Source organism: Collinsella sp. SGI.184, from assembly GCF_050313415.1.
GTDB lineage: Bacteria > Actinomycetota > Coriobacteriia > Coriobacteriales > Coriobacteriaceae > Collinsella.
In genome coordinates this window covers 1-21,064 of record NZ_JBNPLJ010000002.1, presented here as the reverse complement: position 1 = coordinate 21,064, position 21,064 = coordinate 1, and the positions used below count along the sequence as shown (strand labels likewise).

Sequence of the window (21,064 nt, the reverse complement as noted above, 5' to 3'; positions counted from 1 at the left end):
AGCCTCGATCGGGCGGTGCCCGCGCCAACTGCGGTTTCTTACGGGCATTTGATAGACCCTTACCGCAAGCGCGACTCGGCTTTACAGACGAATAACAAACCCGCCCCCAAGCATGGCCCGCCTTTTACACCAATAAAAACAAAGTTGCGGTGCAATAGTTCCTGCTTGGCCATCAAATGGCCCATTCTAGGAACTATTCCATCGCAACTTAGATTAGGAAACCGCGTAACCTTAAAGCTCCAGCTCATTCAAGCGCAAAATCGCCACGATGTAGATCTTGAGCGCCTGCTTGAGCTGTTCCTCGTTGGCGCACTCGTTGGGGCCGTGCATCTGGCCGCCCCATGCGGGCAGCTCCAGGCCGGTTTCCTCGGGGCCAAACGACACGGCGCGGGCAAAGTTGCGTGCGTACGTGCCGCCGCCCATGGCAAAGGGCTCGGCATGCTTGCCCGTAAACTCGTTATAGGTATCAATAAGCGCCTTCACGGCCGGATCGTCGGCGGACACCGAGAACGGCACCTTTGCACGACCCACGCGGCACGTCACGCCAAAGCGGCCCACGAGCGGCTCGAGCTGCTCGCAGATGGTATCGGCGCTCGTGCTGTCGGGGAAACGTACGTCGATGACCTGCTCAATATGGCCATCCATCACACGGATAACACCGGGGTTGCACGTGAGCGGGCCAAACGCCGGGCTCGTCGCGTCGATACCCAGGCCGTGGCCATAGGCATCCGCATGTACAAAGGTCAGAAACTTGACAAACTCGTGCTCGGCGGGCGTCAGCAGTCGCTCGTCGCGTGCACCAAACGCGTCCTCGGCCTCGCGCAGATACGCCACGATGAGGCCGACGGCATTGATCGTTCCCTCGGGCATCGAAGCGTGACCGCCAATACCGTGGGCGAAAATCCGCGCATGCCCGTTATCGAGCGCCGTGATCTCCAGGCGGTCGGCGTTCTCAACGGGCGCCGGCAGCTCATCGGCGGCAATCGCGAGCTCGCAGATAGACTGCGACGGAATGGCGTTGCTCGCCTCGGCACCGCTCCATGATACGATGCGCCCGCCGTCAATCTTGGAGCTCACAAACGTCGCCCCAAACTGGCCCTTCTCGGCATTGCAGACCGGGAACTCGGCATCGGGCGTAAACAAAAAGTCGGGGTCTGCGTGGTTCTCCAGATAATGGTGAACGTCGGACATGCCCACTTCCTCATCGCAGCCCAGCAGCGCGCGGAAGGTATAGCGCGGCACAATGCCGTGCTTGATCAGGTAGGCACCGGCGTAGAGCGACAACACGGCCGGGCCCTTGTCGTCGATCACGCCACGACCGAGCAGCCAGCCCTCGCGGCGCTCCATCGCAAACGGGTCGGTGTTCCAACCGGGACCGGCGGGCACCACATCCACATGGCAGATGGTCGCAAGCTGCTTATCGCCGCGGCCGGGAATGTCGGCGATGCCCACATAGCCCTCGTCGTCGCTCGTCTGGTAGCCGAGCTTTTGCGCAATGCCGAGCGCACAATCGAGCGCATCACGGACCGGGCGGCCAAACGGCGCACCGGGCTCCGCATGGGCAGCAACGGCCATGGACGGATAGCTCACCAGCTGCTCGATATCGGCAACGACATCTTCCCAGATCTCGTCGACATACTCGGTAACGCTCTGTTCCACCTGATTCATGGACGACCTCCTTACCAATGAGCGACGGCCACACCCGCCCCTCGCATAACGTCATTAGATGGCGAAAAGTTTAGCAAGCTCGGCCACCGAGTGCACCACTGCATCGGCACCCGCCGCCTCGTGCTCGCCCGGCACCGCCGCGCCCGAATAGATGCCAATGCACGGCACGCCCCTTGCGTGCGCGCCCTCCACATCGTTAAAGCGGTCGCCGATCATCACGGCATCGTCCGCCGTCGCGCCGAGCGCCGCCAGGGCATCGCGAACCGAATCGGCCTTGGTCTCGCGCCCCTGCGGCGGATTCATACCGACCACCGCCTCAAACTGCGAAAGCCCCAGCTCGCCCACCATGTCGATGCACTTTGCCTCCATGCGCGACGTCGCCACGGCCAAGTGATGCCCCTGGGCGGCCAGGCCATCGAGCAGTTCGGGGATTCCATCGAACACGGGGTACTCTTCCGGTCCCAGCTCATCAAAAAAGGCACGGTACTCGTCGGCCACCACAAGCGACTCCTCGCGCGAGAAGCCGTAAAAGTCGTGGAAGCTCTTCCACAACGGAGGCCCGATCATGCGGCGCAGGTCACCCATCTGCGCCTCAGAAAACCCGCGCGCAGCCAGCGCTTTACGCGTCGAGGTCATCACCGCCCGGCCCGTATCGGCCACCGTGCCGTCAAAATCAAACAGCACGACCGGCCGCTTGCATATCTCCAGTGCCTCCATCGACATCCCTCTTCCCCAGTTGAAGATTTCCACACCGACACTTCAAACTGTTGACTATTCAACAATTGAACCTAGCAATGTAGAGCGACTCTACTATACTTGTCGCACTTTGCTCTCAGAAGGCGGCGCCGTCGCGCCCCAACGAAAGGTGCAATTATGTCTTTTGCCATCATAACCGACTCCACGTCGGACATCTCCCCCGCCCGCGCCCAAGAGCTCGGCATTTACGTGATTCCACTTCATGTGATTATCGAAGGCGAAGACCTGCTCGACCAGGTGCAGATTACCGCCGAGGAATACGTCGCCCGCATGGCCGGATCCGAACAGCTGCCGCACACCTCGCAGCCAAGCGCCGGCGAGTTCAAGGCACTCTTTGACCGCGTGCGCGCCGACGGCCACGATAGCGCCATCTTTATCTCACTGTGCAGTGAGTGGTCCGCCTGCTATGCCAACGCCAGCCTGACGGCCGAAGCGCACGAGCTCGACGTGCGCTGCATCGATTCGCGCACCGGCTCGGGTGCCGAGGGCCTGCTGGTGGAGTACGCGCTAGCCATGCGTGAGGACGGCCGCAGCCTGGACGAGACCGAAGCGCAGATCCGCGCGACGCTGCCCGACGCCCATCTGCTGCTGATTCCCCGCACGCTCGAGAACCTCGTTAAGAACGGCCGCGCGCCCAAGCTCGCCGGCCAGCTCACGCAGATGCTCAATATTCGCCTGGCCGTTTCGCCGGAGTGGAAATCGGGCGAGATCAAGGCGATCAAAAAGGGTCGTGGCGCCAAGCGCATCGTCACCAACACCATGGCAGATTGCCTCGCATTTTTGGCCGAGCACCCGGGCTCCAGCGTACGTGTGCTCACGACCGGCGCCGCCGAGGAGCAGGAGCTCGTCAACCAAGCGCTCGCAGGCCAGAACTACGTAGACGCCGGCACCGGCCCCATCGGCTGCACCATCGCCACCCACGTAGGCGTCGACGCCATCGCCATCAGCTACTGTCCCCGCTACCAGCCCATCCACTAGGGGCACCTTTACCACTTGCGGTGGAATAGGGACTGTTTTTGGCTTATCAACCGCAAATCAATCCCTATTCCACCGCAACTTAAAAACGGGCACTCAGCCCTGTGGGCCCTGGAATAGCTCATCATGTGAGCCCATTCTGACCAGTCTGATCACCGGATTAGTCTTATGCGGCAAGTAGAGAACGACCACATCGACCAAGCCATCGGATAGATGGAAATCGATGTGGCCGTTGTAGTTGCCACCCGGGTTTGAAAGCTCGTGGGCGCCATATTCCGCGGGAAGCGAGCCGTGAGCCGCAAGCTCTGCAACTGCCGCCTTAAACTCGGTTTTTAGCTGCGGATGGACGCGCATCGTCCGTTTGTAATCCGCCTTAAACTGAGCCTCGACTTTAATCTCAAACATCGCTAGCCCTCATCGAGGAACGATATAAGCTCATCGGCGTTATTGAATGACGGGCTGTCGTCCGGCAAAATCCCCAACTCATGAGCCTCGGCAATCACCATGGCGCGCCTCGTCGCCTCATTGGGCACCTCCGCCCTTCCTACGATCTCAAAAGGAATCTTTCGTTGATTTACCAGCTGCCGGACAGCAAGGTTGAGATACGAATTGAGACTCAGACCAACCGTATCCAAGAACTCAGTCGCCTGTTCCTTGAGCCCCTCTTCGATGCGAACCGTCGTAGGCTTAACCGCTGCAGTAGACATATGCGACCTCCTCGCCCTCGTCTTTTGCATCAGTATACCCCGTTTAGATGGCAGGCTGATGTTAAATAGCATCAGTCTGCCGTTCACATTCCACAACGACAGGCACGCTCGCCCTACATCAGCCCGCTCAGGACAATATCGACGGCCTCGTTGAGGTCATCGGTGATGTGGACGAGGTCTGGATCGAGTGGGCTGATCATGCCGGCATCCATCACCGGGCCGTTGAGCCAGTCGAACAGGCCCTGCCAGTATTCGCTGCCCACCAAAACAAGCGGCATGCGCTTGACCTTGTGCGTCTGCACCAGCGTGAGCACCTCAAACATCTCGTCGAGCGTACCAAAACCACCGGGAAACACGATGGCGCCCGAGCTGTATTTGACAAACATGGTCTTGCGCACAAAGAAGTAACGGAAGTCCATGCCGAGGTTCACGTATTTGTTGAGCCCATGCTCGTGCGGAAGCTCAATACCCAAGCCGACCGACTTGCCGTTGGCGCTCGCCGCTCCCCTGTTGGCCGCCTCCATAATGCCAGGACCACCGCCGGTGATAACCGCCACGCCGCGCTGCGCGATCTTGCGGCCGACCGTGCGCGCCGCCTTGTAGAGCGGATCGGTCTTGGGCGTGCGGGCACTGCCGAAGATGGTCACCGCGGGCCCGAGCTCGGCAAGCGCGCCGAAGCCATCGACAAACTCGGCCTGAATGCGCAGCACACGCCACGGGTCGGCGTGCAACCAGTCAGTCGAGTCCTCGGGCGCCAGCAGGTTGGCGTAGGTGTTGTCCTTAGGAATCATAGGGCCGCGCATAACCACGGGGCCGCGTCGGTACGTCTCGTCGTAGGCCGGCTCGCCCTCGACGTTCTCATTCTTAATCATGGGATACTCCTATCGAAAATAGAAACGAGCGGGGTCGACGCCATGCGTCAAACACCCGCCCGAACATCAACCATTCGGTATGGTACCCACGATGCATCAAGCGCTTGCAAGGCATCGGTCAGAGGTCGTGCAACCGATGCCGACGCATGCGATGCCCGGCGCCGGCTACGCACGGTCGATTGGCACGTAGCCTCGACACCGCGCGAGCGCCCCCGTAAGCGCACCCGCAGCTCTTAGTAATCCACTGCCGCGGGGCTGTTCATCCAGTCGCTCACGAACGCACCGTAACGGCCCTCGATAATGGCCTGGCGGGCACGCTGCATAAGGTTGAGCAGGTAGTAGATGTTGTGCATCGAAAGCAAAATGCCGCCGAGCATCTCCTTCTGCGTGACCATGTGGCGAATGAGCGCACGGCTGTAACCGCCCGTGCACACCGGGCAGGTACAGGTAGGATCGATGGGGCCGTCGTCGTGCGCAAAGCGGGCATTGCGGAAGTTAAGGCGACCCTCGCTCGAAAACGCCGTCCCCATGCGGCCGGTGCGCGTCGGCAGCACGCAGTCGAACATGTCGATGCCCACGCCTACACCACGCACGAGCGTCGTCGGATTGCCGACGCCCATCAGGTAGCGCGGCTTATGTTTGGGCATGTACTCGCTCGCGAGCGGTGCCAGCGTCTCAAACATGGTCTCGTGGTCCTCGCCCACCGAGTAGCCACCAATGCCGTAACCGGGGAAGTCACCGCACTCCTCCAGATGGCGCAGCGAACGCAGGCGCAGGTCCAGATGCATGCCACCCTGAACGATGCCAAAGAGCGCCTGGTCGTCGCGGGTATGAGCTTTATAGCAGCGCTCGGCCCACATGCTCGACAGCTCAACGGCGCGCTCAACGTAGGCGCGCGTGGCGGGATAGCCCGGGCACTGGTCGAGCTGCATGCAGATGTCAGAGCCGAGCTTCATGGCGATTTCCATGTTGTCCTCGGGCGTCCAGAACACGTGGCGGCCGTCGTAGTCGTTGACGATAAAGCGCACGCCCTCGTCGGTGAGCTTGACGGCGTCGTTGTGGCTGAACACCTGGAAACCGCCGGAATCAGTGAGGATGGGGCCATGCCAGTTCATAAACTTGTGCAGACCACCCAACTCGGCGATGGTGTCCTCGCCGGGACGCATGGACAGGTGATAGGTATTGGCGAGCACGATCTGGGCGCCGAGCTGCTTGACAGTCTCGGTAGGAATGCCCTTGACGTTTGCCTTGGTGCCCACGGGCATAAAGATCGGCGTCTCGATGTCGCCGTGCGGGGTGTGCAGCACGCCGGCACGCGCATGCGTCGTCGGATCCTCAGCGATCAGGTCGAATTTAAATAGGCTCTGGTCCATAAACTGGAACTCCTTGGTTGCGGTTCATACGCAAACCATTATAAAGACCGCGGCAGGTGAACGGCATAACGTCTTTCGGAGAAGGGAATGTCAAGCGCAAACTGAATAGAGCGGCCAAATTTTTGCTATCCAAGCGAGCCATCGAACACGTTTTGAAACTTTGCTGCGGCGCGCGGGATGCCGGCGCGAGACTTTATCATAGGGTGACAATCAACGATGAGGAGCACATGCCTATGACAGACGAGCTGGACCCCCAGACTCAGCAGCATATTGATGATTCCGCAGACGCCGCCGACGGCTGCAGCACTCCTACCTGCGTCGCCGCTTCCGTCGATGCATCCGCCGAAGATGCGCACGCCGGTGCGGATAAGGCAACAGACACAGGCGATACCGTCGAGCATGACGAAGGCGAGCAACCGGAGTCGAACGACGCCGAGCCCGACGCGGACCCCGCGTCACAGGCGGCAGGCCCCATCGAGGTGTCTTCGGAAGAAGAGCTCGATGCCGTCATGGACTCCATGATGGATGCCGTCAAAGCGATGAAAGACGCCGTGGCCGACGCCGATGTGGACGCCGAAGAAGAGAAGGCCGCCGAGGCCGCATCGACCTTCGTGCCTGGCGAGACCCCCGTTGCCGACCAAGGCAGCACCGTACCTTCGTTCTTACAGCTCGAGCACCCTACAATTGGCGCAGATGCAGTCGACCCGCACACTGCCGGCTTTTCCGTGATCGAGGGTGGCACCGGCAATATCGCCACGTCGCAGGCGCCCGATGCGGGTACGGCCGACGCCGGTCACCCGACCGCTCCACACGCCCCTGCAGCCAGCCGCGATCTGGGAACCGCCGTCTCAAATACAGCAAACGCCGTAGGCACTTTTATCGCCCAGGGCGCCTCTGCCATGCGCGAGATGAACGCCGCAAAGAAGGCGCTCGCGGATGCTCGTGCCCATCTGGCCGAACTTGATCAGCGCATCGCCGATCAAGGCGAGGAGCTCGAGACGCGCCAGGATATCGCAGGCCGCTACGACCAAATCGTCGCCGAGCAGCGCCACGCTATCGACACGGCACAAAAGGCCGCCGCGGCGGCAGAAATCGGCCGCGACGCCCATGCCGCCAAGACAACAGAGCTCAAAGCGCAGCTCGAACAAATAAAAGAAGAGGACGACGCCACCGAGCGGCGTCTCAAAGCCGCACTCGATGCCGTCGAAGCGCGCGAAGCCAGCTCGCGCGAGACCGGTAACCGCCTCGTACGACGTCTCGAAGATTCCAAGCGCATCCGCGACAAGGTACAGGCCGAGCGCGACGCCGGCGTTGCCGCAGCGCAGCAAACCGTCGACGCCACGCGTGCTCAACTCGAAACGTTGCGCCGCGAGTATGCCGAGCTGCAGCGCAATCCCTCGGCAAATCCCGCCAACTATACGGTGCGCACCAGCGAGCTTTCGATGCAGATCTCCGACACGGCTGATGCCCTGCGTAAAGCCGAGGAAGATGTCCCGCGCATCACCGCCGATCTTGAGCACTCGCTCGCAGCCGCCGAGCACGCCGTCGAGCAGGCGCAAGCCCCCATCGCCGACGCCAAACGCGCCCATCAGGCCGTGACGGCCGAGGCCGATGCCGCGCGCGACGAGCTGCAGACCGCAAAGGCGGCCGCTGCAACGCGCCAGCGCGAATTACGCGAGAAGATCGTCACCGAGGACAAAGCGCGTCAAGAGCAAGAGCAGGCTATCGCCAATGCCCAGGCGGACGTCGCGCATGCGCAGTCGATCATCGAGCAGGCGACCGAGGTGCACAACCATCCCGAGATCACCGAATCGCTCGCGGGCTCCCTGGCTCGCGATAAGGACGAGCGTGCCGAAACCGAGCGCGAAGTGGCTCAGCTCGAAGCCGCCGAGAACGACGTGCGCGAGCGCACCCGCGACTCACGCGTCAAATTCACCGGCGCAATCGTCTGCATTGTTGCCGTAATCCTCGTGATCGTCCTGATCTGGCTGTTCGCGAGCAAGTAAACCAGCTGCCAAAAAACACTCACCGCAACGTTTTGATTGGTGCAAAGGGGCCAGGCTACTTTGCACCAACTTGGTGCATATAAAGCAGTCCCCATTGCACCAACAACGTTTGCCCAGATAAAACCTGCCAAAATAAACCTGTCCCTTTTTGGCAGGTTGAACCACGGCAACGCCAATGATTTGGCGAAGTCAGCGAAAACCCGCCAGAACGGCAATCTCTTGACAACCAAAGAAATGCCGATGTTTTGCCAGCGACAGCGAGCGGGTCGCATTTGAGGCAAGGTGACGTGAAACGAAAGGGCGCTGACCTTCTGGTCGCGCCCTTGAAGTTGAACGTCAGATTGTCCAAATGCGGCCCGCGCAGCGTCGAGCAGTTACGCGGTTCGTAGAACCGCGTAACTAACAAATGAGCATGGCGTCGCCAAAGCTGAAGAAGCGGTAGCGCTGCTCGATAGCGACGGCATAGGCATCCATGATCTGGTCGCGGCTAGCAAGTGCGCTCACGAGCATCATGAGTGTGGAGCGCGGAACATGGAAGTTGGTGATCAGCGCGTCGACCACGTGATAGGTCGAGCCGGGCATGAGGTAGAGCTGCGTTGTCGCGTTCTCGCGCGCCACGATGTCACCACGGCCGAGCGTGTCGGCCCCGTCCTCACGGCCCTCAAAATAGCGCGCCGTCACAGCCGGATCGGACACCGGCGCGTCCGCGTCAAACGCACTCTCGAGCGAGCGGACTGCGGTGGTACCGACAGCAATCACGCGATGCCCCTCGGCCTTAGCCTTATGCACGGCGTCGACAACCTCCTGCGACACGTGATAGCGCTCGGTGTGCATCACGTGCTGCGTGGGGTCGTCCTCCTCCACCAGACGGAAGGTATCGATGCCCACCTCGAGCTCGACGGCGGCAAACTTCGCACCCTTGGCCTCGATAGCGGCCATGAGCTCGGGAGTAAAGTGCAGGCCCGCCGTGGGAGCGGCAGCTGAGTGCTCCTCCTTCATGGCGTAGACGGTCTGGTACTTCTCGGGATCGCCCTCGTAATCGGTAATGTAGGGCGGCAGCGGCACGTGGCCGGCAGCATGGATGGCCTCATCGAGCGTGCGCGGGTCGCCGGCGGCATTGCAACCGGCTGGCTCAAAACGCACCAGGCGGCCGCCGCGGCTATCGGTGACAAAGTCGACGACCTCGGCCGTCAGCACCACGGGCGCGCCCTCGGGCGCATGGGCGCCACCGGCGCAATACTCAATTTGAGCGCCGGGCTTTAGGCGCTTGCCCGGCTTGACCAGGCACTCCCAAACGTGACCCAGAGGATCCACGTCCTCGCGGCGCTTGAGCAGCAGCGTTTCGACCACGCCGCCCGAGCCGGCCTTGCGACCGATAAGACGGGCCGGCATCACGCGCGTCTGGTTGATGACGAGCACGTCACCCGGCTCGATATAGTCGATGATGTCGCGGAAGATGCGGTGCTCGACGGTGCCGCCATGCTCCAGCGGCGTTCCCGCCTGGGAGCCCTTGCGATCCACCACCAGCAGGCGGCAGGAGTCACGCGGCTCAGCAGGAGCCTGGGCAATCAGTTCCTCAGGAAGGTTGTAGTCAAAATCATCGGTACGCATAGACACGTCGAATACTCCTTATATAGCTAAAATCCGCTCTACATCCTAGCAGGCTACCAGCCCAAAAGAACTACTTTTTGGCGGCTTTGCGCTCGTCGCGGATGCGGGCGCGGTCCATGGCCGCCTCGACGGCCGAGAATCGGCAGCCGCAATAATTCTGCCGATACATGCCCAGCTCGCGCGAACGACGCGTCGCCTCGGGATAATACGGGCGAAAATCGCGAATGACCGGGGTGAGACCATGTGCCGCCGCCAAGCGCTCAAGCACGTCATTGCAGGTGTCGAACAACTGATACGGCGAGACGGCGAGCGTCGTGCCCACAAACTCAAGCCCGCGCTCCTGGGCCACACGGCATGCCTCGGCAAGACGCAGGGCATAGCACGCGCGACAGCGACGGGGTCGATCGGCGCCCAGCGGGGCCACGCCGGCCTCCCAGCGCTCGTGGTCCTCCCCCGCCTCGATGAGCTCGATGTCGCCATCGGCACACCACCGGCGCAGCTCGTCCAAACGGCGCTGCCATTCATCGCGCGGCTGAATATTGGGGTTGGTCCAGCAAATCGTGGGCTCAAACCCCTCCTCACGCAGCAGACGAACCGGCTCGAGCGAGCACGGCGCACAGCAGGCGTGCAACAGCAACGGCTTCATGGACATCTCCTCCCAATCTTTGCCCAGGGTAGTCTTTTTGGGACGGGGCTATTTTGACTACTTTTGACGTCAAGCAGTTCCAAATACCTGCATCAACAGGAAAGTAGTCAAAATAGCCCCGTCCCAAAAAGACTACTGACCAAAAAAGCGCACGCCAAAGGACGTATCTTCGCAGGCGACAATGCGGCGGTCGCGCAAAATGGTCCGCACGTAGTACCAGTCGCCCACACAGCCCGACAAATGCAAGCCGGCTGCCAGGTAACACAGCAGCGGATAGCCCGAAAACGCAAACCCCAGGGTAAACGCTGTCGTCACGACAACCGTCGGCGCCAGACAAACTGCCACGTACCGCCGGCGCGAATACACAACGCCCTCGGCGCAGGCATAGATCATGCACGTCTCGAGGTTCGCCCCAAAGGTCACCTGTGCGCCCGCAGGAGCCAGCAGCTTAAAGAACACGCCGTGCACCAACTCGTGCACGGCAAATGACGCCGCCGAAACCGCAGCCAAGCCACCTATCCAGCCCAAGACAGCCATCCAGCCACCCGCGTCAGCCGCATCCAAGTCCGCGGGCCCGCCCAGCAGCACAAACACCGGCACCAGGCACACGGCAAATGCACCAAGCACGGCAATCCCCCACACAAAGCAAGCGTGCAGGAAATCCTCGTCTTCAAACGCATGTATGTTGGAAATCTCATTCATAGCATCTTAGGATAGCGCCCCTGCCACGCACCCGCCCGCATGTGCGATAATGTCGAACGATATGCACGAATTGACCACCGCGTCGCCAGGCCTTGCGCCCGGCCACGCTCTTACCATATGCGAAGGAGTCCCATGGCATCCAAATACTCCATGAACGACCGTCCCAGCTGGCCTCGCCGCGCCATCGTTACCGCCGGCGAGCCCTATGGCAACAAGGGCCTTCACTTTGGCCACGTTGGCGGCGTCTTTGTTCCGGCCGACTTCTTCGCCCGCTTCCTGCGCGACCGCCTGGGCCGCGAGAACGTCATCTTCACCTCTGGCACCGACTGCTACGGCTCGCCCATCATGGAGAGCTACCGCAAGCTCAAGGAGAACGAGGGCTACGATAAGTCCATTAGCGAGTATGTCGAGTCCAATCACTCTCGTCAGGCCGCGACCCTCAACAACTACAACATCAGCTGCGACATCTACGGCGGCTCGGGCCTTGAGCCGGCTGCGCAGATTCACAACAAGGTGACCGCCGAGATTATCGAGCGCCTGCACGAGCAGGGCACCATCTCCAAGCGCTCTACCCTGCAGTTCTACGACGCCAAGGCCGGCACGTTCCTCAACGGTCGCCAGGTCATCGGCCGCTGCCCCATCCAAGGCTGCAAGTCCGAGAAGGCTTATGCCGACGAGTGCGACCTGGGCCACCAGTTTGAGCCCGAGGAGCTCATCGCACCCAAGAGCCAGCTCACCGGCGAGGTGCCCGAGCTGCGCCCGGTCGACAACCTTTACTTCGACCTGCCGGCCTACCTCGACTTTATGAAGACCTATACTGCCAAGCTCGCCCAGAACCCACAGGTTCGCTCCGTGGTCTCCAAGACCATGGAGGAGTGGCTGCTGCCGGCACAGCTCTACATCCAGAACAAGTTCCGCGAGGCCTTCGACGCCGTCGAGGACCAGCTCCCCGAGCACACCGTGCTGGAGCCCGAGGGCAACAAGAGCAGTTTTACCGTCACCTTCCCCAGCTGGAAGGAGCGCGACGACGCCCACGCGGTGCTCACCAACGGTGGCGTGCGCTTCCGTAGCGGCAAGGCGCTCGTGCCCTTCCGCATCACCGGCAACATCGACTGGGGCGTTCCGGTGCCCGAGGTCGATGGCGTGACCGACGTCACCTGCTGGTGCTGGCCCGAGAGCCTGTGGGCGCCCATCAGCTACACCCGCACCGTGCTCGCCCGCGACGCCCGCGCCGCCGGCGTGACCGAAGGTGTCGCCGCCCAGGATGCCGCCCTTATGGGCGAGCCCGCCGCCGATTCCACGCAGGTCCCCGCGCCCACCTACCAGCACAGCTCGCTCGACTGGCGCGACTGGTGGTGCTCGGATGACGCACAGATCTACCAGTTTATCGGTCAGGACAACATCTACTTCTACTGCATCGCGCAGACCGCCATGTGGGAGGCCTTGGGCTGGAACCTCACGCAGAGCACCGTCAGCGCCTGCTATCACCTGCTCTACATGGGCAAAAAGGCCAGCTCGTCCTCGCAGACGCCTCCCCCGCCGGCAGACGACCTGCTCAACCACTACACCTGCGAGCAGATGCGCGCGCATTGGCTGTCGCTCGGCCTGTCCGAGAAGCCGGTGAGCTTTAGCCCCAAGGCATATGACACACGCGTGACCGGCAAGGACAAGGACGGCAACGAGGTGCGCGCCTGCGACGACAAGCGCGTTATCGACCCGGCCCTTAAGGAGAGCGCGCTTTTGACCGGCGTGTTCAACCGCCTGGCCCGCAGCTGCTTCTACGGCGTCGCCGTCAAGGAGGGCGACGAGAGCCCCTACCGCAACGGCTGCATCCCCGCCGGCGCCGCCTCCGCCACCGTTGTCGAAGCCGCCCAGCAGGCAGCTCTCGCTTTTGAGCAGGCCATGTACAAGTTCGAGACGCACCGCGCGCTCGCCGTGTGCGACGACTACCTGCGTGCCGCCAACAAGCGCTGGAGCGATGCCTCCAAGGCTGCCAACAAGCTCGAGGGTAGCGAGGCAAACGCCGCAATGACGCAGGCGCTGGTCGACGCCTTTACCGAGCTGCGCGTGGCGACCGTGCTCATGCACGGTATTGTGCCGGCCGGCTGCGAGCTCATCTGCGAGTACTTCGACGTTGACCCGGTCGCCTTCTTTAGCTGGGATAACATCTTTGCCTCCACGGATGAGTTTGTGGAGAGCCTGGGCGAGAAGCCCGGCGAGCACCGCGTAAAGCCGCTGCCCCCGCGCTTCGACTTCTTTAGCAAGCACGAGAGCCAGTACTAGACAAACGCCAAGGCAGACTAGTCAATTTGGGACGGGGCTATTTTAGCTACCCCGTCCCAAATTTAACTGCAACGCCTGCCGAAACGGACGGGCAGCTAAAATAGCCCCGTCCCAAATTGACTACTTTTAATGGAATGGGAAGGAAAGACGGATGTCCAAGCCGCGTCGTCGTAAGCAGAAAAAGCAGGTTAAGCCCGAGCTCAAGCTCAGGCAGTTTGCCGCTACCGAGCTTTCCGACCAGCTTGCCGCCCAACACTCCGCCGCCGACCTGCCGCGCTTTATGGTCGACACGGTCGCCGGCGCCTATGCGCCTGCCGATGCCGAGCTCATGATCGAGGGCTTTGGCGCCGCGGCGACACGCCCGGTCACGCTGCGCGCCAACACGCTCAAGGCGACCGCCGAGGACATCGCCGCCGCGCTCGACGCAGCCGGCATCGCCCACCAAACCGTTGCCTGGTACCCGGACGCTTTCATCCTGCCCGAGGCCCAGGTATCCGATCTGTGGGATCTCGACATCTACCGCAACGGCAAAATCTATCTGCAGAGCCTGTCGTCCATGATGCCTCCTTTGGTGCTGGGCGCTCAGGCCGGCGAGGATATCCTGGACATGTGCGCGGCCCCCGGCGGCAAGACGACGCAGATCGCCGCCCTTACCCGGGGACAGGCGCACCTCACCGCCTGCGAGATGAGCATTCCCCGCGCCGAAAAGCTCGAGGCCAACTTGGGCCGCCAGGGCGCCAAAAACGTGCCCGTCATGCGCATCGACGCACGTGAGCTTGACGAGTTCTTTCGCTTTGACCGCATCCTGCTCGACGCCCCCTGCACCGGCACGGGCACCGTCATCAGCGGCAACGAGAAAAGCCTGCGCGGCCTGACCGAGCAGCTGCTCTGCAAGTGCGCCCGCTCGCAGCGCGCGCTTCTGGACCGCGCCATGGGCGCCCTCAAGCCAGGCGGCACGCTCGTCTATTCCACTTGTTCGATCATGCCGCAGGAAAACGAGGACGCCCTGCAAGAGGCCCTCGACAAACACATGGACTGCGAGCTCATCCCCCTCGACGGCACGCCGAGCGAAAGCGAAACGCGCCGTGCTCAGGAAGCTGGCGAAGAGCCACGCGTCGAGAGCAACGCCCTCACCGAGGCCATCGCCACCGGCCACGTCTCGACCGTCGCCAACGGCATGCCCGGCACGCTGACCATCCCGCCCAGCCGCGACTTTGAGGGCTTCTACATCGCTCTGATCCGAAAACGCAGTTAGTGCACGGACCAACTCAACAAGCTATCTCCGTGCGCGCCTGTCCTGCTGGTCACGGTGCCGCTTAAGTGCCTCGCGTTCCTTGCGCTCGGCCTTTTTGCTCTTAATGGCCGTAACCACAAAGTAGATGACCGCGGCGGCTACGATTGCGCCCACGCATAGGCCAATCGAGCCCAATAATGTCGAGATTTCCATACCGCGTCACCTCTCTTTTGTATACGGGACATCCAAGATAGCACCTCGATTCCCGCCACCACAGCTCCTTCACGTTCGCGGCCCTTCGGTCTAACGGATAGCGCGGCGGGGAAAAATCAACTCGTCAAACGTTTTAGCAACGTAGCGCCGGTCGCACGCTGCCGACCGCACATTATAGAAACGGACCGCAATGGATTCTCTCAACGATTTGAACGAGCGTGTTGACGCTTTTGTCGCCACCAGCTCCTTCGACACGCCCGCCGCGACGAACGACCACGCCCCCATCGATGTTCCCGCCGAGGTTCACGAGGACATCGTCGCCTCGGTCGATTTCTCAGAGGTTGAGCTTGCGGACGAATTTACCGAGCCCCAGGTGGCCGTAACCCCCAGCGGCCTTTTGCCCATGGAGCCGCTGCCCATCGATGGGCGCCTGCGCAAGGCGGCCCTCCGCATGCCCGATGAGATCGAGGAGGCCAGCGGCTTTACGCTCTTTGGACGCCGCATCAAATCGCTCATCTACACCACCGACGTGGCGGTCATCCGCAACTCCAATGCCGACGCCGTGTTTGCCGTCTACCCCTTCACGCCGCAGCCCGCCATTACGCAGGCGCTGCTGACTGTTGCCGAGTGCCCGGTCTTTGTGGGCGTTGGCGGCGGTACCACCACCGGTAAGCGCTCCGTGCAGATGGCGGCCGTCTCCGAGATGCAAGGCGCGGCGGGCTGCGTGGTCAACTCCCCCGCTACCGCCGAGATGGTCGAGCACATCACCAACATCGCCGACATCCCCGTCATCGCCACGGTCGTTCGCTGCGATGACGATGCCCACGCCAAGGTGCGCGCCGGGGCCAAGATCCTCAACATCGCCGCCGGCAAAAACACACCCCAGGTCCTACGCGAGCTGCGAGAGCACTATCCCAGCCTGCCGCTCATCGCACCGGGTGGCAAGACGCCCGAGAGCATCCGTGAAACCATCGCCGCCGGCGCCAACGCTATCATCTGGACGCCGCCTTCGGCCCAGCAGCTGCAAACCGACATGATGGAGCGCTACCGCAAGATGAAGGAAGACGCCACGCCTGTCATCTCGCGCGACGATGTGCCCATTATCGACCAGGTCGCCGCCGCCGAGGTCAGCCAGGTCGAGAACATGAATCCCGACGTGCCGATTCCCGACGAGGTCATCGAACGCGTCGCCTCGATCCACGATCATATCGAGGAGCGTCGTGCCAACCGCGGACTCAAGCCCTCGCTACACGGTTTCTTCTTCCGCGGAAAGAAACGCTAGCCGCAACAGCAAGGCCCGCCCCGCAAACAACGGGACGGGCCTTTTTCTGCTATCAAATGTCAGGAGGACAGGCGTAGCCGTTAAAACCGTCAGCCAGCCCACAAACGTTAGTCCACGCGCTTGTCGCCCATAAAGAAGAGCGCCACCGTACCAGGTCCGGTATGCGAGCCAATCAGAGCACCGATGTCATTAATCTCAATCTTGCCTTTAAGCTGCGGAACCTGTTCCTCGATCAGCGCCGCAACTGCCTCGGCATCCTCGCGACACGCCGAGTGCGACATGATGCACTTACCCGAATAATCCGCACCGCCCTGCACGTGTGCCATCATGGTCTTAGCCATCTCGGAAATCGCGCGCTTCTTGGTGCGAATCTTCTCACGCGGCGCCAGCTCACCTTCGCAATCGACCGTCATAAGCGGGCAAATCTTGAGTGCCGTGCCGATGATCGCGCTCGCGGCCGAAATGCGACCGCCGCGCAGGTAGCTCGACAGATCGGTCGAGAAGAACCAGTGGTGAAGGTTGAGTTTATGCTCCTCAATCCAAGCGGCCGTCTCGTCGAGCGAAGCGCCGCTATCGCGAACGTCGGCGGCACATTCCGCCAGCAGGCCAAGGCCCGAAGACGCCGCCAGCGAATCGATGACGCGCACCTTGCCGCCCTGGGGATAGCGATCCGCGAGCATCTGCGCCGCAACGCAGGCCGATCCATACGTGCCCGAAATACCCGACGACAACGTCAGGTGCAGCACGTCTTTACCCTCGGCAACAAACGGCTCCCAAAACTCCTCGTACTCACCCACGCTCACCTGAGACGTCTTGGGCATGGCGCCCGCGGCAATCTGAGCAAAAAACTCGTCCGGCGTAATCGACTGATACAGATCGTCCGTATAGACAACATCGTCGATCTCGTAATGAAAACACACGACAGGAATATTGCGCGACGCAAAGAACTCACGGGTTCGATCGGCAGCGGATTCACAGGTCAGGACAAAATCACTCATATGAGGCTCCTTACTCATTGCTGCGCAAATTATCGCACAGCATGCGTGAATACGGTACAAATGTCCGTTATTTACCAAATTGAACCAAAGGTAGTGAACATCTTTACCGTCATCATCTCTAGCGATCCCGGAGGTATGCGCCTGCAAAAACGACCCTACGTCTCCACTCAACCGCCATATCTACCTTGACTAAATCGATTTAGCAAACCGTTCGGCCAACAATTCAATCTCCTAACCCCAATCGAAACAAAAGCAGCGCATACTGATAAACGTTTGACGATGTTTATCGGTTTTACCAACCACATCGGAAGGTGTTTCATGGTCGCATTCGATCGCAATCCGCAAGACTTCAAGTATCTGCGCCTGCTGTCGAGACAGTTCCCCACCGAGCAATCCGCATTCACCGAGATCATCAACCTCTCGGCCATCCTCAACCTGCCCAAGGGCACCGAGCATTTTATGAGCGATGTGCATGGCGAGTACGAAGCCTTTATGCACATCCTCAACAACTGCTCGGGCGTCGTGCGCGAGCATGTCGACGAAATCTTTGGCGACACGCTCTCCTTTAACGAAAAGGGCGAGCTGTGCACGCTCATCTACTACCCGCGCGAGAAGATCGATCTGGTCCGCAGCCGGCACGAGGACTCGCCCACCTGGTACAAGACCATGCTCAACCAGCTCATTGTGGTTGCCCGCTCGCTTTCGAGCCGCTACACCCGCTCCAAGGTACGTAAGGCCATCCCGCGCGATTACGCCTACATCATCGACGAGCTGCTGCACACGCATCCGGACGAGAACAACTACCGCGTGCGTTATCACGAGCGCATTATCGAATCTATCTTGGAGACCGCCAGCGCCGACGACTTTATCGAGTCGCTCGCCTCACTCATCAAGCGCCTCGCCGTCGACCACCTGCACTTGGTGGGCGACATCTTCGACCGCGGCGGCGGCGCGGCCAAGATTATGGACCGCCTGCTCACCTATCATTCGCTCGATATTCAGTGGGGCAATCACGATCTGTTGTGGATGGGCGCCGCTGCCGGCGAGCCCGCCTGCATCGCCACGGTGCTACGCAACAACCTGCGCTACGACAACTACGAGATTCTCGAGAACGACTACGGCATCTCGCTGCGCGAGCTTGTCGCCTTTGCCAACGCCACCTATACCGCCGGCGAGCCCATCAGCCCGCTCATCAAAGCCATCAACGTTCTGCTCTTTAAGCTCGAGGGCCAGATTATCCAGCGCCACCCCGAGTTCGACATGGCCGACCGTCTTCTGCTCGACAAGGTCGATCACGACACCGGCACGGTCACCCTCGCCGACGGCAGCGTGTGGCCGCTCACGACCAACGACTTCCCCACCGTCGATCCAACGGACCCCTACACGCTCACGCCCGAGGAGCAGCACATCATCGACAAGCTCGTGTCCGAATTTGTCACCGCCGATCATCTGCATCGCCACATCGATTTCCTCTATACCCACGGCTCCATGTATAAGGTCGCCAACGGCAATCTGCTGTTCCACGGCTGCGTACCGCTCAACGAAGACGGCACCTTTAGCAGCATGAACTGCCTGGGTACCTGGCACGCCGGCCGCGATTATTTTGATTTTTGCGACTATATCGCCCGCCGCGCCTGGCGCGTCGGCGACCGCGATGCCCTCGACTGGATGTGGTACCTGTGGATCGGCTTTAACTCACCCGCCAGCGGACGCGTGGTGCGCACCTTCGAGCGCGCCTACATTGCCGACAAGAGCACGTGGGTCGAGCCGATGGACCCGTACTACACGCTCACCACGTCCTCGTCCGTTTGCGACGACATCATGCGGGAGTTTGGCGTCGCCCCCATGGCTTGCTCGCCGACGGGCCATATCATCAACGGCCATACGCCCGTCAAGACCACCAAGGGCGAGCAGCCCATCCGCGCCGAGGGCAAGCTGCTGGTCATCGACGGCGGTTTCTGTCGCGCCTACCACCCCAAAACGGGCATCGCCGGTTACACGCTCATCTCGAGCTCGCGCGGATGCCGCCTCAAGTCGCACCAGGCCTTTACCAGCGTTGCCGAGGCGCTCACCCGCAATGTCGACATCGAAAGCGAGACCAACCGCTTTGACGAGGCCGACCGGCGCCGCATGGTGAGCGACACCGATACCGGCGTCAAGATTCGCAGTCAGATCCAAGACCTGCGCCAACTCCTCGATGCATATAGAAACGGTGCTATCGAGGAGCGCGCCTAGCCCCGCCTGCGGGGATTGGTTAAACTTGCTGGGTTTGTCATCCCCGCGGCGCCCCGGCGCCACCCTAAGGCAGGTACCATGCAAAAGCTCCTTGCGCAGATCATAAAGTTTGGCGTCGTCGGCGTCGTTGCCACCGTCATCGACTTTGGCATCATGAATCTGCTCCACTACGGCCTGGGCCTCAACATCTTGATCGCCAACACCAGCGGTTTTATCGTCTCGCTCATCTTTAACTACGTCGCGAGCATGAAGTACGTGTTTGCACACAAGGAGGGCATGAGCCGCCGCCGCGAGTTCATCATCTTTGTCGTGCTATCCGTTATTGGCCTGGCGCTCAACGACGGCATCGTGCTTGCCCTCAACGCCGGCCTGGGCCTCGAGGCCAATATCGCCAAGATTTGCGCTACCGCACTCGTCATGGTCTACAACTTTGTAACGCGAAAGATCTTCCTAGAGGGCGAGCAGACCAAATAGCTCGGCCTCCTCGTTGCACTACGGGGACCTGCGGATGACGCGCGTCGAGCGCAGCGTTGCCTGGGCCTTGCTCGTTTACGGGTAGATTTGCAACGTTTGCAGATTACCTCTTGAATATTTGGCGAGTTCGTATAGTTCTTGCCAAAGACCTTACGTTTGCCATGCAAAAGCTCTAAAGTATCTCGTTGCTCGATTCATCAACGCATTGGATGTGATTACGTGCGTAACGCGCTGGCACAACCTCATACCAAGCAGTTCCTCAAGTTCGCTGTCGTGGGCCTTATCTCCTTTGGCGTCGACTGGGGCATGCTTATTGCGCTCGTCGAGCTGTTCCACCTCGACTTTTTGATGAGCACGACGGTCTCGTTTACCACGTCCGTCGTGGTTAACTACTGGCTCAGCATGAAGTACGTGTTCGACCATCGCGAGGGCATGAGCCGTAAGCGCGAGTTCACGATCTTTACCATCCTGTCGGTGATCGGTCTGGGCCTCAACGACCTGTACATGTTTGTGGGCGTCACGTTTTTGAGCATCGGCTACCAGGCCATGAAGGCCATCGCCACGTTCCTGGTCACCTGGTACAACTACTTTAGCCGTCGCTTTTTCCTCGAAGGCGCACGGTCGTAGACGGCCCAACATAATCTCGCTTCGCAGCCGGTTGGAATTCTCGTTCCAACCGGTTTTTGTTTGCAGAGTCTGCCGAGGAAGGCGGGCTACGGTGCATGAATGGGACGCAGTTTCCCCATGAACGCCGTTCCGGAAAGTGTATCCCAGATTGCAGCCTCAGAATGGGATGCAGCTTCCGTAACACCGTCCTAGCGGAAATTGCGTCCCGGAATCAGTCAACAGAACGGGACGCAGTTTCCAGATGAGCCCCCATGCGGAAAATCCATCCCGGAATGAGCCCCCAGAGCGGGACACGCTTTCCGAAACCCGCCCCATCGGGAAACCGTATCCCGGTCTGAGCGTGGATTCCGGGACGCAGTTTCCCGCGGACGCCGAAACGGAAAGCGTATCCCGTTATCGATG

At 61.0% G+C, this 21,064-nt stretch carries 19 protein-coding genes; 8 read left to right on the top strand and 11 right to left on the bottom strand.

All coding sequences use genetic code 11. The features are described from left to right. Positions 1-231: 231 nt before the first annotated feature. Together ACQRAJ_RS00800 and ACQRAJ_RS00795 are read right to left on the bottom strand one after the other, a co-directional pair. Positions 232-1,668, bottom strand: a complete 1,437-nt coding sequence (locus ACQRAJ_RS00800) for a M20 family metallopeptidase (protein ID WP_427747423.1) — start codon at positions 1,666-1,668, stop codon at positions 232-234. A 54-nt stretch (positions 1,669-1,722) separates the two neighbouring features. After that, on the bottom strand, positions 1,723-2,385 hold the full coding sequence (locus ACQRAJ_RS00795) for an HAD hydrolase-like protein (RefSeq protein ID WP_427747422.1): 663 nt from the start codon (positions 2,383-2,385) through the stop codon (positions 1,723-1,725). 156 nt (positions 2,386-2,541) lie between these two features. Between ACQRAJ_RS00795 and ACQRAJ_RS00790 the strand changes: the two genes are divergently transcribed. After that, complete coding sequence (locus tag ACQRAJ_RS00790; RefSeq protein ID WP_427728986.1) at positions 2,542-3,402, top strand: DegV family protein; 861 nt, start codon at positions 2,542-2,544, stop codon at positions 3,400-3,402. Between the two features lie 93 nt (positions 3,403-3,495). Here the strand turns inward: ACQRAJ_RS00790 and ACQRAJ_RS00785 are convergent, their stop codons facing one another. The 4 genes from ACQRAJ_RS00785 to tgt all read right to left on the bottom strand — a co-directional run bounded on the left by ACQRAJ_RS00785 (position 3,496) and on the right by tgt (position 6,351). Next, a complete protein-coding gene (locus tag ACQRAJ_RS00785; protein ID WP_427728984.1) occupies positions 3,496-3,804 on the bottom strand; it encodes a type II toxin-antitoxin system YafQ family toxin in 309 nt (102 codons plus the stop codon). Positions 3,805-3,806: 2 nt separating this feature from the next. Continuing rightward, the gene (locus tag ACQRAJ_RS00780; RefSeq protein ID WP_427728982.1) at positions 3,807-4,106 is read right to left on the bottom strand and encodes a type II toxin-antitoxin system RelB/DinJ family antitoxin; all 300 of its coding nucleotides are present in this window, start codon (positions 4,104-4,106) and stop codon (positions 3,807-3,809) included. Positions 4,107-4,219: 113 nt separating this feature from the next. Further along, positions 4,220-4,978 (bottom strand): TIGR00730 family Rossman fold protein, encoded by a 759-nt coding sequence (locus tag ACQRAJ_RS00775; protein ID WP_154515782.1) that lies wholly within the window; start codon positions 4,976-4,978, stop codon positions 4,220-4,222. A gap of 233 nt (positions 4,979-5,211) precedes the next feature. Continuing rightward, a complete protein-coding gene (tgt, locus tag ACQRAJ_RS00770) occupies positions 5,212-6,351 on the bottom strand; it encodes a tRNA guanosine(34) transglycosylase Tgt (RefSeq protein WP_195622157.1) in 1,140 nt (379 codons plus the stop codon). Positions 6,352-6,584: 233 nt separating this feature from the next. Here tgt and ACQRAJ_RS00765 point away from each other — a divergent pair, with 233 nt between their 5' ends. Next, positions 6,585-8,357 carry a hypothetical protein gene (locus ACQRAJ_RS00765; RefSeq protein WP_427747421.1) on the top strand — a complete coding sequence of 591 codons (1,773 nt, stop codon included), beginning with the start codon at positions 6,585-6,587 and terminating at the stop codon, positions 8,355-8,357. A 399-nt stretch (positions 8,358-8,756) separates the two neighbouring features. Here ACQRAJ_RS00765 and queA read toward each other — a convergent pair whose 3' ends face one another. The 3 genes from queA to ACQRAJ_RS00750 all read right to left on the bottom strand — a co-directional run bounded on the left by queA (position 8,757) and on the right by ACQRAJ_RS00750 (position 11,316). Beyond that, positions 8,757-9,968 (bottom strand): tRNA preQ1(34) S-adenosylmethionine ribosyltransferase-isomerase QueA, encoded by a 1,212-nt coding sequence (gene queA, locus ACQRAJ_RS00760; RefSeq protein WP_427747507.1) that lies wholly within the window; start codon positions 9,966-9,968, stop codon positions 8,757-8,759. Between the two features lie 70 nt (positions 9,969-10,038). Then, the gene (locus tag ACQRAJ_RS00755) at positions 10,039-10,614 is read right to left on the bottom strand and encodes an epoxyqueuosine reductase QueH (RefSeq protein WP_427747420.1); all 576 of its coding nucleotides are present in this window, start codon (positions 10,612-10,614) and stop codon (positions 10,039-10,041) included. Positions 10,615-10,746: 132 nt separating this feature from the next. Continuing rightward, positions 10,747-11,316 (bottom strand): DUF3267 domain-containing protein, encoded by a 570-nt coding sequence (locus tag ACQRAJ_RS00750; RefSeq protein ID WP_427747419.1) that lies wholly within the window; start codon positions 11,314-11,316, stop codon positions 10,747-10,749. Between the two features lie 132 nt (positions 11,317-11,448). On the opposite strand from ACQRAJ_RS00750, the gene ACQRAJ_RS00745 reads away from it, so the two are divergent. Both ACQRAJ_RS00745 and ACQRAJ_RS00740 read left to right on the top strand, forming a co-directional pair. Continuing rightward, positions 11,449-13,599 carry a methionine--tRNA ligase gene (locus ACQRAJ_RS00745; RefSeq protein WP_427747418.1) on the top strand — a complete coding sequence of 717 codons (2,151 nt, stop codon included), beginning with the start codon at positions 11,449-11,451 and terminating at the stop codon, positions 13,597-13,599. 151 nt (positions 13,600-13,750) lie between these two features. Next, a complete protein-coding gene (locus tag ACQRAJ_RS00740; RefSeq protein ID WP_427747417.1) occupies positions 13,751-14,854 on the top strand; it encodes an RsmB/NOP family class I SAM-dependent RNA methyltransferase in 1,104 nt (367 codons plus the stop codon). Positions 14,855-14,875: 21 nt separating this feature from the next. Here ACQRAJ_RS00740 and ACQRAJ_RS00735 read toward each other — a convergent pair whose 3' ends face one another. Next, complete coding sequence (locus ACQRAJ_RS00735) at positions 14,876-15,046, bottom strand: hypothetical protein (protein WP_427747416.1); 171 nt, start codon at positions 15,044-15,046, stop codon at positions 14,876-14,878. A gap of 190 nt (positions 15,047-15,236) precedes the next feature. On the opposite strand from ACQRAJ_RS00735, the gene ACQRAJ_RS00730 reads away from it, so the two are divergent. Continuing rightward, positions 15,237-16,328, top strand: coding sequence for a hypothetical protein (locus ACQRAJ_RS00730; RefSeq protein ID WP_427747415.1), 1,092 nt, complete (start codon positions 15,237-15,239; stop codon positions 16,326-16,328). A 107-nt stretch (positions 16,329-16,435) separates the two neighbouring features. On the opposite strand, the gene ACQRAJ_RS00725 is transcribed toward ACQRAJ_RS00730, so the two are convergent. Next, complete coding sequence (locus ACQRAJ_RS00725) at positions 16,436-17,326, bottom strand: DegV family protein (RefSeq protein WP_427747414.1); 891 nt, start codon at positions 17,324-17,326, stop codon at positions 16,436-16,438. A 318-nt stretch (positions 17,327-17,644) separates the two neighbouring features. Between ACQRAJ_RS00725 and ACQRAJ_RS00720 the strand changes: the two genes are divergently transcribed. The 3 genes from ACQRAJ_RS00720 (at position 17,645) to ACQRAJ_RS00710 (ending at position 20,662) form a co-directional block, all read left to right on the top strand. Next, complete coding sequence (locus ACQRAJ_RS00720; protein WP_427747413.1) at positions 17,645-19,561, top strand: fructose-1,6-bisphosphatase; 1,917 nt, start codon at positions 17,645-17,647, stop codon at positions 19,559-19,561. Between the two features lie 78 nt (positions 19,562-19,639). Further along, positions 19,640-20,035, top strand: coding sequence for a GtrA family protein (locus ACQRAJ_RS00715; protein ID WP_427728966.1), 396 nt, complete (start codon positions 19,640-19,642; stop codon positions 20,033-20,035). A 219-nt stretch (positions 20,036-20,254) separates the two neighbouring features. Then, positions 20,255-20,662, top strand: coding sequence for a GtrA family protein (locus ACQRAJ_RS00710; RefSeq protein WP_370450581.1), 408 nt, complete (start codon positions 20,255-20,257; stop codon positions 20,660-20,662). Positions 20,663-21,064 lie beyond the last annotated feature (402 nt).

Coding starts and splice junctions, on each gene's coding strand:
- ACQRAJ_RS00800 (WP_427747423.1), bottom strand. CDS start 1,668: ATGAATCAGGTGGAACAGAGCGTTACCGAGTATGTCGACGAGATCTGG.
- ACQRAJ_RS00795 (WP_427747422.1), bottom strand. CDS start 2,385: ATGGAGGCACTGGAGATATGCAAGCGGCCGGTCGTGCTGTTTGATTTT.
- ACQRAJ_RS00790 (WP_427728986.1), top strand. CDS start 2,542: ATGTCTTTTGCCATCATAACCGACTCCACGTCGGACATCTCCCCCGCC.
- ACQRAJ_RS00785 (WP_427728984.1), bottom strand. CDS start 3,804: ATGTTTGAGATTAAAGTCGAGGCTCAGTTTAAGGCGGATTACAAACGG.
- ACQRAJ_RS00780 (WP_427728982.1), bottom strand. CDS start 4,106: ATGTCTACTGCAGCGGTTAAGCCTACGACGGTTCGCATCGAAGAGGGG.
- ACQRAJ_RS00775 (WP_154515782.1), bottom strand. CDS start 4,978: ATGATTAAGAATGAGAACGTCGAGGGCGAGCCGGCCTACGACGAGACG.
- tgt (WP_195622157.1), bottom strand. CDS start 6,351: ATGGACCAGAGCCTATTTAAATTCGACCTGATCGCTGAGGATCCGACG.
- ACQRAJ_RS00765 (WP_427747421.1), top strand. CDS start 6,585: ATGACAGACGAGCTGGACCCCCAGACTCAGCAGCATATTGATGATTCC.
- queA (WP_427747507.1), bottom strand. CDS start 9,968: ATGCGTACCGATGATTTTGACTACAACCTTCCTGAGGAACTGATTGCC.
- ACQRAJ_RS00755 (WP_427747420.1), bottom strand. CDS start 10,614: ATGAAGCCGTTGCTGTTGCACGCCTGCTGTGCGCCGTGCTCGCTCGAG.
- ACQRAJ_RS00750 (WP_427747419.1), bottom strand. CDS start 11,316: ATGAATGAGATTTCCAACATACATGCGTTTGAAGACGAGGATTTCCTG.
- ACQRAJ_RS00745 (WP_427747418.1), top strand. CDS start 11,449: ATGGCATCCAAATACTCCATGAACGACCGTCCCAGCTGGCCTCGCCGC.
- ACQRAJ_RS00740 (WP_427747417.1), top strand. CDS start 13,751: ATGTCCAAGCCGCGTCGTCGTAAGCAGAAAAAGCAGGTTAAGCCCGAG.
- ACQRAJ_RS00735 (WP_427747416.1), bottom strand. CDS start 15,046: ATGGAAATCTCGACATTATTGGGCTCGATTGGCCTATGCGTGGGCGCA.
- ACQRAJ_RS00730 (WP_427747415.1), top strand. CDS start 15,237: ATGGATTCTCTCAACGATTTGAACGAGCGTGTTGACGCTTTTGTCGCC.
- ACQRAJ_RS00725 (WP_427747414.1), bottom strand. CDS start 17,326: ATGAGTGATTTTGTCCTGACCTGTGAATCCGCTGCCGATCGAACCCGT.
- ACQRAJ_RS00720 (WP_427747413.1), top strand. CDS start 17,645: ATGGTCGCATTCGATCGCAATCCGCAAGACTTCAAGTATCTGCGCCTG.
- ACQRAJ_RS00715 (WP_427728966.1), top strand. CDS start 19,640: ATGCAAAAGCTCCTTGCGCAGATCATAAAGTTTGGCGTCGTCGGCGTC.